The sequence below is a fragment of the Chelatococcus albus genome (genome assembly GCF_030067675.1).
Lineage (GTDB): Bacteria > Pseudomonadota > Alphaproteobacteria > Rhizobiales > Beijerinckiaceae > Chelatococcus_A > Chelatococcus_A albus.
Genome location: NZ_JASJEV010000001.1, coordinates 435,511 through 449,971 on the forward strand (window position 1 = coordinate 435,511; position 14,461 = coordinate 449,971).

The 14,461-nt window shown below is 68.6% G+C and carries 9 protein-coding genes; 1 reads left to right on the top strand and 8 read right to left on the bottom strand.

Annotation, left to right across the window (positions count from 1 at the left end; genetic code table 11):
* Positions 1 to 179: 179 nt before the first annotated feature.
* Positions 180 to 1,055 (bottom strand): FecR family protein, encoded by an 876-nt coding sequence (locus QNA08_RS02000; RefSeq protein ID WP_283739001.1) that lies wholly within the window; start codon positions 1,053 to 1,055, stop codon positions 180 to 182.
* Between the two features lie 189 nt (positions 1,056 to 1,244).
* On the opposite strand from QNA08_RS02000, the gene QNA08_RS02005 reads away from it, so the two are divergent.
* The gene (locus QNA08_RS02005) at positions 1,245 to 3,458 is read left to right on the top strand and encodes a CHASE2 domain-containing protein (RefSeq protein WP_283739002.1); all 2,214 of its coding nucleotides are present in this window, start codon (positions 1,245 to 1,247) and stop codon (positions 3,456 to 3,458) included.
* 4 nt (positions 3,459 to 3,462) lie between these two features.
* On the opposite strand, the gene QNA08_RS02010 is transcribed toward QNA08_RS02005, so the two are convergent.
* The 7 genes from QNA08_RS02010 to QNA08_RS02040 form a co-directional block, all read right to left on the bottom strand.
* Positions 3,463 to 4,299 carry a tetratricopeptide repeat protein gene (locus QNA08_RS02010; RefSeq protein WP_283739003.1) on the bottom strand — a complete coding sequence of 279 codons (837 nt, stop codon included), beginning with the start codon at positions 4,297 to 4,299 and terminating at the stop codon, positions 3,463 to 3,465.
* Positions 4,286 to 6,016: a dihydroxy-acid dehydratase gene (gene ilvD / locus QNA08_RS02015; protein WP_283739004.1), complete on the bottom strand. Its 1,731-nt coding sequence runs from the start codon at positions 6,014 to 6,016 to the stop codon at positions 4,286 to 4,288. Before ilvD ends, QNA08_RS02010 begins: the two co-directional genes overlap by 14 nt.
* 470 nt (positions 6,017 to 6,486) lie before the next feature.
* Positions 6,487 to 8,100 carry an alkaline phosphatase D family protein gene (locus QNA08_RS02020; protein ID WP_283739005.1) on the bottom strand — a complete coding sequence of 538 codons (1,614 nt, stop codon included), beginning with the start codon at positions 8,098 to 8,100 and terminating at the stop codon, positions 6,487 to 6,489.
* An 84-nt stretch (positions 8,101 to 8,184) separates the two neighbouring features.
* Positions 8,185 to 10,899, bottom strand: coding sequence for a valine--tRNA ligase (locus tag QNA08_RS02025; RefSeq protein WP_283739006.1), 2,715 nt, complete (start codon positions 10,897 to 10,899; stop codon positions 8,185 to 8,187).
* Between the two features lie 157 nt (positions 10,900 to 11,056).
* Positions 11,057 to 11,665, bottom strand: coding sequence for a PopZ family protein (locus tag QNA08_RS02030; protein WP_283739301.1), 609 nt, complete (start codon positions 11,663 to 11,665; stop codon positions 11,057 to 11,059).
* Positions 11,666 to 12,153: 488 nt separating this feature from the next.
* Positions 12,154 to 13,539 (bottom strand): TolC family outer membrane protein, encoded by a 1,386-nt coding sequence (locus QNA08_RS02035; RefSeq protein ID WP_283739007.1) that lies wholly within the window; start codon positions 13,537 to 13,539, stop codon positions 12,154 to 12,156.
* Positions 13,540 to 13,753: 214 nt separating this feature from the next.
* Positions 13,754 to 14,425 (bottom strand): protein-L-isoaspartate O-methyltransferase family protein, encoded by a 672-nt coding sequence (locus QNA08_RS02040; protein WP_283739008.1) that lies wholly within the window; start codon positions 14,423 to 14,425, stop codon positions 13,754 to 13,756.
* Positions 14,426 to 14,461: the final 36 nt, after the last annotated feature.

Genomic DNA, 14,461 nt, shown 5'->3' on the forward strand with positions numbered 1-14,461 from the left:
AAGGAGGCCTGCGGGCCGAAGGACACGGCGTGCCATGCGAGCTGCCCCCCGATGCGCGACGTGTATCGAGCGCTGCCCGCCAGGCCGCCTTCGCCCGTCGAGGCATACTTAACCACCTTAGCGCATCGGACTCGCGGATCAACCGATTGAAAGGGCTGCTGCAGCCTGCCGATCGATGCTCACTGGCGCGGGACGGATTGCGAGCCGCCGAGACCGCGGCCGGGCGGCGGCACCGTCGTGGTGCCGGAAGGGCGGCCTCCGTAGTCGCCGCCGCGCACGCCCGACCCCCTGCCACCGACGAGGCCGGGCAGGATGCCGATGGCAAAGTCGATGACGGGAGCCACCGGCGGTTGCTCGTAGACCGGCGGCTCTTCGACGCGCGCGCGCCGCGGCGGTGGCACGCGATCCTCCGGGACGATGCCCGCCGTCACGGTGCAGAAGGCGCGGCTCGTCGCGCTCAGGCAGCGATTGGCGAAATCCGAGCCGCCGGGGGCGCCGGGGAACGGCCCATCGAACCGGCCGGGGGTCACCGTCACCACCTCTCCCGGGTTGGTCATCATGGCGCAACGGCGCGACCCGTTCGGGCAGACGACGACGGCGCCCTGACGGAGCATGACGACGACGCGCCGCGCCTCGACCAGCAGGTCGAAGACCGTGCCGCGCACGCCGATGGTGGCGAGCGGCGTGCGCACCTGGTAGGCGCGCGGATCGGAGGCGCCGCTGACCCAACGGAAGGCGCCGCGCGTCGCATTGACGACCACCGTCTTCGCCGAGCGGTCCGGATTGTAGACGAAGCGGTCGAGCTTGACCGAGGCGGACGGGCCGATCGAGAGATTGGTCTCGTCGAGAAAGACGAGCCGTGCGGCGCTTGCGTCGGCGGTGCGGATGACCTCGTTGGCGAAGACGCCGTCCCCCTGCGCCACCGCCCTGGCACGGCCGGCGAGGAGGCCCGAGACGTCGTGCTGAACGAGCGACGCCGCGCCGATCCTGCTCTGCGCAACCGCGGGACCGACCACCTGCGACAGGGGCACAAGCGACAGGGAGAAAAGACACAAGACGCTCAATGAAGGACGCATGGCCGAACCCCTCGCCATCGCGGTCCATGCAATATGATAGCACCCGACCGCGCACGCCGTGTAACTTTAGGCAGGGCACACGGCGCGCGCGGTGCCGGTAAGCACATGGCCAGTGAGCATATGGCCCCGCCCGGCCGGGTCGCGCATGCGTCACGGGAGGCTCCAGGAGTGCGGCAGGCAACACGAGAGCCGTCCATCCATGGCGTGCCGCGGCGCCGGCGCCGCCGTGTCGGCGTCGCCCTTCTCTCGGCGCTGCTGCCGGCCGGCCTCGCAGGCCTGCTCATCCTCGCCGAACCGATGCCGGTGCGGGCCCTGCGCGATCTCGTCTTCGACAGCTACCAGCGCCTCGCCCCGCGCCCCTACGATCCGGCTGCTCCCGTGCGCGTCATCGATATTGACGAGGAGTCACTCGCCCGCCTCGGGCAATGGCCCTGGCCGCGCGTGCGCCTTGCCGAGCTCGTCGACCGCCTGCGCGAGGCCGGGGCGGCCGCGATTGCCCTCGACATCCTGCTCGCCGAGCCGGATCGCGCCACGCAAGATGTGACGCCCTCCTCCTCCGCGGATGGCGCGCCCGGCGACGGCGCTCTCTCCGCCGCCCTCGGCAAGAGCCCGACGGTGGTGAGCCTGGCGCTCACCGACATGGCCACCGCCCCACCGCCGGTGAAGGCCGGCCTCGCCGCCGCCGGCGACGATCCCGCGCGCTTCCTGCCGCGCTTCGCCGGGGCGGTCGTCGCACTCCCGGCCTTCGTCGAGGCCGCTCGCGGCATCGGAGCGCTCAACTGGGTGCCCGATCGTGACCTCGTCGTGCGCCGTGTGCCTACGCTTCTATCGGGCGCGGACAGGCCCGTCCCGTCGCTGGCCATCGAGGCGCTGCGCGTCGCGCAGGATGCCTCCACCATCGTCGTCAAGGCCTCGAATGCCAGCGGCGAGACGGGCTTCGGCCAACAGACGGGCGTCACCGCGGTGCGTGTCGGCGAGGTGACCGTCGCGACCGAGCGCGACGGTGGCGTGCGCGTGCGCTATGCGGGCAGCCGGCCCGAGCGCCACATTTCCGCCTGGCGCGTGCTCGACGGCAGTGCGGACCTTGCACCCGTCGCGGGCGCCATTCTCTTCGTCGGCGCGAGCGCGGCAGCGCTCGCCGACGTGCGCGCGACACCGCTCGAAGCCACCGTCCCCGGCGTTGACATCCATGCCGAGTTCATCGAGCACGCCCTCTCCGGCAGCCGCCTGGCACGGCCGGACTACGCCCCGGGCGCGGAGGCGGTGATCACCCTCCTCGCCTGTCTCGCGATCGCGGCCGTCGCTTCCGTCCTTCACCCCCTTGTCGCGGCGCCGGCCCTCATCGCGCTCGCCGGATTGATCGCCGGCGGGAGCTGGATGGCCTTCTCGCGCGCCGAACTCCTCTTCGACCCGACGATGCCGCTCGCCGCCACCACCGCGAGCTTCGGTGCCGCTACGGTCGCCGCGCTGCGTCGGGCGGAAGAGGACAAGCGACGCATCCGCGAAGCCTTCGGGCGATATGTCTCGCCAGCCATTGTCGAGGCGCTTGCGGCCGACCCATCCCAGCTCGCGCTGGGCGGCGAGATCCGCCCCATTACCGTGCTCTTCGCCGACATCCGCGGCTTCACGAGCCGCGCCGAGACGATGCGCGCGGAGGAGGTTGTCTCCTTCCTCAACGCCGTGCACACGCCGCTCGCCGACGAGGTCATGCGCTTCAACGGCACCATCGACAAGTTCATGGGCGACGGCCTGATGGCCTTCTGGAATGCGCCGCTCGACGAGCCGGACCACGTGCGCCAGGCGCTGCGGGCGGCGCTTGCCATGCAAAGGGCAGTCGCCGCGCTCGACGAGCGGCTGCGCGTCGAGGGGCAGGTCGGGGGCGGCCCGCGGCTCGCCGTCGGCATCGGCCTGCACACGGGCCCAGCCTGCGTCGGCAATCTCGGCTCGCTGCGCCGCTTCGACTATTCCGCCGTGGGCGACACGGTCAACACGGCCGCGCGCATCGAGCAGGCCTCCAAGACCTACGGCGTGCCCGTCATCGTGTCGGAGGATGTCGCCCGCCTGACGCCGGAGTGGGGCTATCTGCTCGTGGACAGCGTGCGTCTGCGCGGCCGACAGATCGCGACCCGGCTCTATGCCCTGCACGGCCCCCCCGAGGCCGTGGACGAGAATTTCGCGCGTTTCCGCGCCCAGCACGACGCTGCGATTGAAGCCGCCTTGCAGCGACTCGACGAGGGTTTCGTCAGGCTCGGCGAGGCCGAGCGCCACCCAATGGGCGGACGCTATTCGCGCCTCTACGCCTATCACTGGGAGCAGTTGAAGTCAGCTGGCACACGCGGCGCCGAGCGCGACAGCGGCGCCGGAAAAGAGATTATATTCTAAAGAATTACGGAATTTTCTTGAGCTGTTGCTCCAGGTAAATGAGGGCAGCCTGCCGATCGTTGTCCTTCGCCGCAGCGAAGGCCTTGTCGTGGAGTTCGACGATCCAGGCATCCTTGGTCGGATCGGCCGCATCGCGCGCGATGGTCAGCCACATGAGGCCGCGCGCACTCTGGCGCGGTACGCCCTGCCCGGTCACGAGCAGATGCCCAAGCAGCGCCTGCGCCTGATGGTTGCCCTTCTCGGCGGAGAGATTGAACCAGCGCGCCGCCTGCCGCGGATTCTTCGGCACTCCGTTACCGTCCAGATAAAGGCGCCCCAGATTGTACTGCGCATCCGCGTCGCCGTAGTAGGTGGCGGCGTAGTGGAACATCTCGACGGCGCGCGCCGTGTTGGGCCTCACATAGGTGCCGGAGATACCGTCGAGGAAATAGCCGCCGAGGGCGACGAAGGCGCTCGACACGAAGCGAGCGTTGGGCGAATCCGGGCTCTCATCCGCATATTGATCGGCGATCTTCGAGAAATACTCGAAGGCCTTCAGATCGTCGTGGGCGACGCCGTCCCCCTCGGCATACATGCGGCCGAGCTTCCACAGCGCCAGGGTGTGCCCCTGCGTGGCAGCATATTCGAGCGCGCGCACCGCGCCCGACTTGTCGCCCGCGTTGTAGTCTCGGATGCCGCTGCGGAACGCCTCCTTGACGGACTTGAACGCCTCGAGCGGCGCGCCCGGGGCGACGGGAGCAGCAGCCGGCCGCGCCCCCTCGAAGGCGGCGGCCTGAGCAACCGAAAGGGCGGCGCCGAGGACGAGCCCCGCGCCGTACGCGAGTACACTATATGTCCGCATAGCAGTGCTTTTCGCCGCGGGCGCCCGGATGCGTGACCGCACCGTCCTTGGCCGATCCCACTGTCTGGGCGTACTTCCACAAGGCCCCCGAGCCGTAGTCCGTCTCGCGCGGCTTCCACGCCGCACGACGCCGCGCCAGCTCTTCGTCCGACAGGCGCACGTTCATGGTGCCGGCAATCGCGTCGAGCTCGATGATGTCACCGTCCTGCAGAAGGCCGATGGGACCGCCCACCGCCGCCTCCGGCCCCACGTGGCCGATGCAGAAACCGCGCGTCGCGCCGGAGAAGCGGCCGTCGGTGATGAGCGCCACCTTGTCGCCCATGCCCTGGCCATAGAGGGCGGCCGTCGTCGCCAGCATCTCCCGCATGCCCGGGCCGCCGCGCGGTCCCTCGTAGCGGATGACGAGGACATCGCCTTCCTTGTACCGGCGGTTCTTCACCGCCTCGAAACAGGCTTCCTCGTTGTCGAAGCAGCGCGCCGGGCCGGTGAAGGTGAGCTTGTCCGGGCTCATGCCGGCGACCTTCACGATGGCCCCTTCCGGCGCCAGGTTGCCGCGCAGGCCGACGACGCCGCCCGTCGGAGAGAGCGGCGCGTCGGCCGGGCGCACGACGTCCTGGTCCGGGTTCCATTTCACCGACGCGAGGTTCTCCGCGATGGTGCGGCCGGTGACAGTGAGGCAGTCCCCGTGCAAATAGCCGTGGTCGAGCAGCGTCTTCATGAGGAGCGGAATGCCGCCGACCTCGAACATGTCCTTGGCGACATAGCGGCCACCCGGCTTCAGGTCGGCGATGTAGGGCGTGCGCTTGAAAATCTCGGCGACGTCGAAGAGATCGAACTTGATGCCGCACTCGTGGGCGATGGCCGGCAGGTGCAGGGCGCCGTTGGTGGAGCCGCCGGAGGCCGCGACGACCGTGGCCGCGTTTTCGAGTGCCTTGCGGGTGACGATATCGCGCGGGCGAATGTTGCGGGCGATGAGTTCCATGATCATTTCGCCCGCCGTCATGCAGAACCGGTCGCGGATCTCGTAGGGCGCCGGCGCGCCGGCCGAGTACGGCAGGGCGAGCCCAATGGCCTCGGAGACCGTAGCCATGGTGTTGGCGGTGAACTGGGCACCGCAGGCGCCGGCGGAGGGACAGGCCACCTGCTCGAGTTCGTCGAGGTCGGCGTCCGACATGGCGCCGACCGAATGCTTGCCCACGGCCTCGAAGACGTCCTGAACGGTGACGGGGCGCCCCTTGAAGGTGCCGGGCAGGATCGAGCCGCCGTAGATGAAGATGGACGGCACGTTGAGCCGCACCATCGACATCATCATGCCGGGCAGCGACTTGTCGCAGCCGGCGAGGCCCACGAGCGCGTCATAGCAATGGCCGCGCATGGTCAGCTCGACCGAGTCGGCGATCACCTCGCGCGACACGAGCGACGACTTCATGCCCTGGTGGCCCATGGCGATGCCGTCGGTGACGGTGATGGTGCAGAACTCACGCGGCGTGCCGCCGGCAGCCGCCACGCCCTTCTTCACCGCCTGCGCCTGGCGCATCAGCGCAATGTTGCAGGGAGCCGCTTCGTTCCAGCAGCTCGCCACGCCGACGAGCGGCTGGTGGATCTGCTCCGTGGTAAGGCCCATCGCGTAGAGATAGGAGCGATGCGGGGCGCGCTCCGGACCCTCGGTGACGTGCCGGCTGGGCAGTTTCTTCTTGTCGAAGGTGCGCGCGTCCATGGACCCTGCTTCTCCCGTCGTCCTCGTCCTCGCTCAGCCGCTTTCTGCGGCAAGCCCCGGTGAAATGCCACGCGCGCGTCACCGGACGCAAACAAACCCTTCGCCGCGCTCGACGGACGATCACCTGGCCGTCCCGCCCGCGTCGCACCGCGTAAAGCACAGTGCTTTCAAGAGCTTGCGATGGTATTAAGAGGTGCTCCGGGTTTATGGCGGCTTCGCGGCAGAGCCGGGCCGGTTCCGTGCCGCTTCTGCGATCCTTTTCGGCTGTTGCGCCGATGACACAATTGTGGCGCGGCGGACGCAGCCTAAAGCACTTCCAATCAAGCACTTGCGGACGCACCGTCGAACCGATGCCACGATGCGGCGACGCTCCGCCGAGGTTTCAATTGTGCGCGAGCGGCGCGTGAAGGCACCGGATGGCAGCGAAACGGCCAGCCAACCGGCCGGCCGCTCGCGCCGGGAGCCGCCATTCAGGCATCGAGGAGCCCGCCGCTGCCGCTCTCGACGACGAAGCTGCGGCGCGTCGAGAGGCGGCCGTCGGGCACGCTCACCTTGTCGAGCACCTGGTAGTCGGCCTGCCAGCGCTGCGGCGTCACCACATGACGCATATAGCCGCGCTGGTTGTTGAAGAACTTGATGTGCGGGTCCTGGGTCATGAGAGCGCGGAAGGTGTCGTTGGTATCGAACCCATCTCCGCCCGAGGTGATCGAGGTCGCCACGAACTCGACGCCGAGCGTCGCGGACTTCTCGTCGTCGAAGTTCTTCTTCAGCTCGCCCGCCCAGTTGTTGTGGATGTCGCCTGTCAGCACGACGAGATTGGCAAGCTTCGTCTCCTCAACGGCGGCAAACAGACGGTCGCGGGCCGCGACTGCCCCGTCCCACTTGTCAAGGCTCGGCGCGAAGACCGCCGGATCGGGATCGCGGTCGTTGCGCATGACGATGACCTGCTGGCCGAGCACGTTCCAGCGGGCCTTCGTCTCCATGAAGCCGTCGTGGAGCCAGCGCTCCTGCGTCGCCCCGAGCATCGTGCGGTCGGTGTTGAAGGCCTCCCTGCAATTGGGCTTGACCCCGTCGCCGCAAGGCTGGTCGCTGCGGAAGAGCCGCGTGTCGAGCAGGTTGAAGGAAAGGAGATCGCCGACGGCGAAGCGCCGGTAGGCGAGGATGTCGGGCCCGCGCGGCATCAGCGCCCTGCGCACGGGCATGTGCTCGTACCAGGCCTGGAAGGCCGCGGCGCGGCGCAGGAGGAAGAGCTCGGGCGGCGTATTCTCCTCGGAGCGGTCACCGGCCCAGTTGTTGTCGACCTCGTGGTCGTCATAGCTCATCAGGAACGGCGCCGACGCGTGAGCGGCCTGCAGATCCGGGTCGCTCTTGTAGATCGCGTAGCGGTGCCGGTAGTCGTTCAGCGTGTAGATTTCGTCGGGCTCGCCCGGCATCACGCGCACGACCGGCAAGGCCCGCTCGCCCGGCCGCAGCAGCCGATACTCGTAGATGTAGTCGCCATAGTGGTAGACGAAGTCGAAGCGCTCGCCCGCGATATGCCGCCAGGCGGTGAAATGGCCGTCCTCGTAACGCTGGCAGCCGGCGACGGCGAAACGCAGTTGCCCGAGCGGGGCTCCTGCGGCCGGCAGGGTCCTCGTCCGCCCCACGCGGCTGCGCTCCCCGCCGATGGTGAACTGGTAGAAATAGTCGCGGCCGGCTTCGAGGCCGCCGATCTCGACATGCACGGAATGGCCGAGTTCGGGATGGGCCATCGTCCTGCCCTTCTGCACCACCTGCCGCATGCGTTCGTCGGTGGCGACCGCCCAATCAACCTCCACGGCCTTGCGCGGCATGCCGCCGTTCGGCTCCAGCGGCCGGGGGGCGATCTTGGTCCAGATGACGAAACCGTCCGCCGCCGGATCGCCCGAGGCAATCCCGAGGGCGAAGGGATAGGCCGCGAACACCGGATTGGCCCAGACAGAACCGGCGAACAACCCGCCGCCGGCCGTCACCAGCGCCGACGCGCCGAGACCGCGCAGCAGCGCCCGGCGATCGAGCGTGGCGAAATGATCGATATCGAAACCGTTGCCGAAGCGATGCCCCATGACGCCATCTCCCTGGACCCGCGCCAGGGTAATCGGCGTCGATGACGGACGTCTAACGCGGCCGCAGTACCCGCTGCCGCCCCGTCAGACGAGGCCCTGCAGCCGCCCGAGTGCCTCGTGGATCTTGGCCTGCCGCGCGCCGGCCTCGTCCTTGCGGTCGCGCTGCTCCTCCACGACTTCCTCCGGCGCCCGCGCCAGGAAGTCGGCATTGGCGAGCTTGGCGTCGATCTTGGCGATCTCGCCGTCGAGCTTGATGAGCTCCTTTTCCAGGCGCACACGCTCCGCCGCGAGATCGACGATGCCGCCGAGCGGCAGCGCCGCCACCTCGCCACGCACGATGAGCTGCACCGAGCCATGGGGCGCGGTCTTAGCCGTGGCAATCTCCGAAAGCCGGGCGAGGCGGCGGATCGTATCGCCCCAGCGAGCGACGCGCGCCTCGACCTCGGCCGAAGGACTGACGAGCACGAGAGGCACCTGCGCCCCTGCCGGCACATTCGTCTCGGCCCGCGCCGAGCGCACCTCGGACACGAGATCGACGATCCAGCCGATCTCGGCTTCGGCGGCCGCGTCGCCGAAGCCGTCGACGGCCGGCCACGGCGCGAGCGCCAGGATCGTCTCCCGCGCCGGGCCCTCCTGCCCCTTGATCGCCCACAGCTCCTCGGTGAGGAAAGGCATGAAGGGATGCAGGAGCTTGCACGTCTCGTCGAGCACATGGGCGATGGTCGCCCGTGTCTCGTCCTTGGCCGGCCCGTCCTCGCCCTGCAGCACGGGCTTGGCGAGTTCGAGATACCAGTCGCAGAAGACATTCCAGACAAAACGATAGGCCGCGTTGGCCGCATCGTTGAAGCGGAAGGCCTCGATCGCCTGGGTCACCTCGCGCACGGCGCGCGCGCACTCGCCCAGCGCCCAGCGGTTGAGCGTTCCGGTGACCGCCGCCGGGTCATAGCCCGCGACACGCCTGCAACTGTTCATTTCCGCGAAGCGCGCCGCATTCCAGAGCTTCGTCGCGAAATTGCGGTAGCCTTCGACGCGTTGGGTGGAGAGCTTGATGTCGCGCCCTTGCGCCGCCATCGCCGCCAGGGTGAAGCGCAGCGCATCGGCGCCGTAGCGCTCGATGAGGTGGAGCGGGTCGATGACGTTGCCCTTCGACTTCGACATCTTGGCGCCCTTCTCGTCGCGGACGAGGGCGTGAATGTAGACGTCGCGGAAGGGCACCTCCTCCATGAAATGGAGGCCCATCATCATCATGCGGGCAACCCAGAAGAAGATGATGTCGAAACCCGTGACGAGCACGCTCGTCGGATAGTAGCGCTTCAGCTCCTTCGTCTCGTCGGGCCAGCCCAGGGTCGAGAACGGCCACAAGGCGGAGGAGAACCAGGTGTCGAGCACATCCTCGTCACGCTTGAGTTCCACCGGGCGGCCGTAGTGCCGGGCCGCGGCACTCTCCGCCTCCGCCTCGCTCTGCTCGACGAAGACGTGTCCGTCCGGGCCGTACCACGCCGGGATCTGGTGCCCCCACCAGAGCTGGCGCGAGACACACCAGGGCTCGATGTTCTCGAGCCACTGGAAATAGGTCTTCTCCCAGTTCTCGGGAATGAAGGCGGTCCTGCCATCGCGCACGGCCCGCAGGGCGCGCTCGGCGAGCGGCTTGACATTGACGTACCATTGGTCCGTCAGCCACGGTTCGATGACGACGCCCGAGCGGTCGCCGTGCGGAACGGCATGGACGTGGGGCTCCACCTTCTCGAGGAGGCCGCGCGCCTCGAGCATCTCGACGACGCGCTTGCGCGCGACGGCGCGGTCGAGGCCGTCGAGCGCCAATACCGCGTCGAGATCGGGGCCCGGCGCCGCATCGGCGAGGAAGCCCTCGTTGCCTGCAAGGACCAGCTCCGCCTCGGGGCCGAGGACGTTGACGAGTTTCAGGCCGTGGCGGCGGCCCACCTCGAAGTCGTTGAAGTCGTGCGCCGGCGTGATCTTCACCGCGCCCGTACCCTTCTCCGGGTCGGAATAGACATCGGCGACGATGGGGATGTGGCGCCCGACGAGGGGCAGCACCGCATTGCGACCGACGAGATCCTTGTAGCGCTCGTCCTCCGGGTGGACGGCGACGGCCACGTCACCGAGCATCGTCTCCGGCCGGGTCGTGGCGACGACAATGAAGCGGTCGCTCAGGCCCTCGATCGGATAGCGGATGTGCCAGAGGTGCCCCTTCACCTCGATCTGCTGGACCTCGAGGTCGGAGATCGCCGTCTGGAACTTCGGATCCCAGTTGACCAGGCGCTTGTCCTTGTAGATCAGCCCCTGCCTGTAGAGCTCGACGAACACCTTGAGAACGGCGCGCGACAGCCCTTCGTCCATCGTGAAGCGCTCGCGCGACCAGTCGCATGACGCGCCAAGGCGCCGGAGCTGATTGACGATCGCCCCGCCGGATTCCTCCTTCCACGCCCAGACGCGCTTCAGGAAGGCCTCGCGCCCCATCTCGCGGCGGCCAGGTTCCTGCCGCTCCATGAGCTGACGCTCGACCACCATCTGGGTCGCGATACCGGCATGGTCCGTGCCGGGCTGCCAGAGCACGTCCTTGCCGCGCATGCGCTCGAAACGGCAGAGAATGTCCTGCAGGGTGTTGTTGAGGGCATGCCCCATGTGGAGCGAGCCCGTGACATTCGGCGGCGGGATGACGATCGAGAACGGCTCGGCAGTCGCGCGCTCGGGCCGGCCGGCGCGAAACGCCCCCTCGTCCTCCCAAAGCGTGGAGATGCGCGCCTCGACGGCGGCGGGCTCGAACGTCTTGTCCATCATGCAAACCGGTTTGGAGCGCCGCCTCCGGCGGCGCGATCAGCATCTCGCGCGTAGAAACCGAAGCCGGGCACGGAAGTCAATGACGAGGCCCGAAAACGAACATGCGCGGGACAGTGCCCGCGCATGCCGACGATCCCCGGCCCGAAGCGCAGAACGATCAGAAGCGGCCGCCGCGCGCCACGCGCTCGATCTCGGCGCGCACCAGGCGCTCGACGATCGCCGGCAGGTTGTCGTCCAGCCACCCTTTCAGCATCGGCCGCAGCATGTCCCGTACGAGATCCTCCAGCGTGCGGGCATTGTTGGTGAGGACCGTCGTCGCGAGCGACTGGAAGGCCGATGCAACAGAGGCGCCGGCATTGGCCGACAGCAGGTTGTCGCCTGTGAGGCCGTACGTCTCCACCGGCTGGGCCGGCTGCACCGCCGCGCCGACTTCGGCCAGAGCCTGCACGAGCGGCGCCGCCGGCTGCGGCGCGGCGGCAACCTCGACAGGAGCCGGTTCATCTTCGCGGAAAGTCACATCGTCCTCGGCGGGTTCGGCCGGCTTCGCGGCCTTGGCGGCCTCGGTTGTCAGTTCGGCGAGATCGAGCACCTCGGCCTCGCGCATGTTCACGGCGGCTGCCGCCTCGTCCTGCCGCGCGGCTTCCGGTTGCGCCTTCGCGACATCCTGGTCGTCCGCGATGATGCGGCGAATCGAGGCGAGAATCTCTTCCATGGAGGTATCCGATCCTCGCGGCGCTTCCTGGGGTCTGAGGCTCGCTGAACTCATGCGCTTCACCGATCGTTCCGGAAACCGGGCCGGAGACTCGCCTCCGTACCGCCTGCAAGCAGTATTTCACGGCCTCGAATCGAGGCAAGCATCGCCGCCCGCAGATCACAGGAAAAGAACATCAAGAAAAATGGACGTGCATGGCCTTCCGAGATGAGCAGCACCGCCCGAGATGAGCAGCACCGCAGACCATGCAAGAAGCGGCCCGCGCAGGTGGAAACGGGTCGCCGGCCGCGGGAGAACACACCCGCGCCTCCCGTTGCCCCCGACCGCGATCCTGAAAGCCCCGCAAGCGGTGATCCGCCGCGGAGCCTCCGGCCCGACGATCGTTCCGGACGCGATCACGGCAGAAGACGGGGCGCGGCGGATGTCGCGTCCTTCCGACCGGCCGTGATGCTTCGGGATCGCAGGCGCAGCGGCGCGCTCGGCCATGGGATGACGGCCGATGTTCCCTTGAGGAACCTCTGTCCGTCATCCCGCGGATCGGGTCAGCGGCCGTCCGGCGTCTGCAGGCCGAACCACTTGTCCTTGACCTGCTCGAAGTGACGCTTCGAGTCGTACTCTTCGACCTTGAGCGCCAGCGTGCGCGCCGACAGGCGTCCGACCGCCGCGAGCAACTGGTAGGAGTTCACGACGCGATCCCGCTGAGCCGAGATCAGCGATACGCGCGAGTTGAGGAGCTCCTGCTGCGCGTTGAGCACATCGAGGGTCGTGCGCTGGCCGACCTTCGCCTCCTCGCGCACGCCGTTGAGGGCGATCTCGTTGGCCTCCACCTGTGCCTGGGCAGCGGTGATCTGCGCCTTGGCCGCCTCGAGCGCGCCCCAGGCGGACACCACGGCGGCGCGGACCTGGTCGCGCGTCACGTCGACCTCGAGGCGGCGCTGGCCGGCGGTCTCCTTGGCCTGGCGGGTCCGCGCATAGACCTCGCCGCCCTCGTAGATCGGGATCGTCAGCTGCGCCACGATGGAGGCCGAAGTCCGCTCGTCGCCCGGGGTCTGCACGTCGTAACGCTGCGCCGCGCTCGCCTGCAGGCCGAGCGAGGGATAGAGCTCGCCTTCGACCACCTTGACCTGGATTTCCGCCGCATCGACGCCATGCAGCGCCGCGTGAATGGCAGGGTGCTCCGCCTGGGAGACCTCGATTGCCGCGGGAAGGGTCTTGGGCAGGGCCTTCTCGATCGAACGGCCGGGCGCCAGCTGCTTGGGCTCGACACCGATCACCTGCCGGTAGCGGGCGAGGCTCGACTTGAGATTGGCCTGCGCCAGGCTCTCCTGCGAGCGGGCGCCGGCGAGCCGGGCTTCCGCCTGGGCGACGTCCGTGCGGGTCACCTCGCCGACGTTGAAGCGATCCTGCGTCTGGCGGAGCTGCTCCTGCAGGACTTCGACGTTGTTGCGCTGCAGGTTGAGCGTCGCCGTATCGCGCAGCACGTTCATATAGGCGGTGACGCCGTCAAGCAGGGTGTTCTGCTCGTTGTTGCGCAGCACCTCGCGCTGCCCGAAGACCTGCGATTCGGCCGCGCGGACGGAATTGGACGTGCGAAAGCCGTCGAAGATGTTCTGGTTGAGTGTCACGCCGGCGCCGCGAGGCAGGAAGTCCTCGCTTCCCGTACCCCCTGGCGTTCCGCGCGACGTGACCGTCGAGGCGCCGACGTCGCCGGTCGCGCTCACCCGCGGCCGGTAACCCGACTTGGCGCGCGGCACATTCTCGTCCGTGGCACGGAGCAATGCGCGCTGCGCATTCAGAGTCGGGTTGCCCCCATAGGCCTTCACCAGGGCGCTCTCGAGCGTCTCGGCCAAGGCGCCCTGCTGCTGTGCCCAGCAGGACAGGGATACGACGATCACGCCGCCGAGGAGCTTCTTACGAGCCTTGTTCACCAGTCGCGACACAGCCACCTTCCCTTCGCAGGAAGCAGATCCATGCCCACCTCCGCGCTCGCCATCGTCACATGCCCCACTACGCTCTGCGCGAAGGATAGCGACGGCGTCGAGCAGCGGAAACGGGACGGCGAGTGCTTCGGTACGATCTTTGGAGAAGTGCCGTAAAAATGCGACACTTGCATGTGGGTTTGCCTGACGGCGCCCGCAGGCGTCAGAAGACGAATCCGCCAGGCTTGCGCAGGTCGTCGATGACGGGAGCGACCGCGTCGATGAGCGGGCGCTCGCTGATGACGGAGCCCGCGCGCTGGTAGATGACCGCCTTGGTCGCGCGGCCCTCACCCCGGATGCCAACGAGGCGCCCGCCCTCGGCGAGTTGCTGCAGCAAGGTTTCCGGGCGGATTTCGAAAGTCCCGTTGACGAGAATCACGTCGTAGGGGGCCTTCGCGGCATGGCCCGCCGCCAGCGGCCCCACGACGACGTCGACGGCGCCGGGGGCGAGTTCGTCGAGGAGCGAACGCGCACGCGCTGCCAGCGCCTCGTCTGATTCGAGCGCGGTGACCTCCGCGCCGAGACGGGCGAGAATCAGCGAGGCGTAACCGGTGCCCGCGCCCACGTCGAGCGCCTTCTCGCCGGGCGCCACCTGCAGCGCCTGGACGAGGCGCGCGAGAATCATCGGCGCGAACATCACCCGGTGCGCCGCGCCGCCGCTGTCGGTCACGAGCGGAATCGGCAGGTCGCTGTAGGCGACGGCCTCGCGCCCGGCCGGCACGAAGCGCTCGCGCGGCGCCTCGTCGAAGGCAGCGAGCACGGCATGGTCGGTGACATCGAAGGTCCGCACCTGGCAATCGACCATCATGCGGCGCGCGTGCGCGAAATCGAGCATGGGGCGCTCTCCAAAGGATCGGGTTTGCCGGTGGGA

Bases quoted from the DNA above. Each gene is read 5' to 3' on its own strand.
- QNA08_RS02010 (WP_283739003.1), bottom strand. From the start codon at position 4,299: ATGCGGACATATAGTGTACTCGCGTACGGCGCGGGGCTCGTCCTCGGC.
- ilvD (WP_283739004.1), bottom strand. From the start codon at position 6,016: ATGGACGCGCGCACCTTCGACAAGAAGAAACTGCCCAGCCGGCACGTC.
- QNA08_RS02020 (WP_283739005.1), bottom strand. From the start codon at position 8,100: ATGGGGCATCGCTTCGGCAACGGTTTCGATATCGATCATTTCGCCACG.
- QNA08_RS02025 (WP_283739006.1), bottom strand. From the start codon at position 10,899: ATGATGGACAAGACGTTCGAGCCCGCCGCCGTCGAGGCGCGCATCTCC.
- QNA08_RS02030 (WP_283739301.1), bottom strand. From the start codon at position 11,665: ATGAGTTCAGCGAGCCTCAGACCCCAGGAAGCGCCGCGAGGATCGGAT.
- QNA08_RS02040 (WP_283739008.1), bottom strand. From the start codon at position 14,425: ATGCTCGATTTCGCGCACGCGCGCCGCATGATGGTCGATTGCCAGGTG.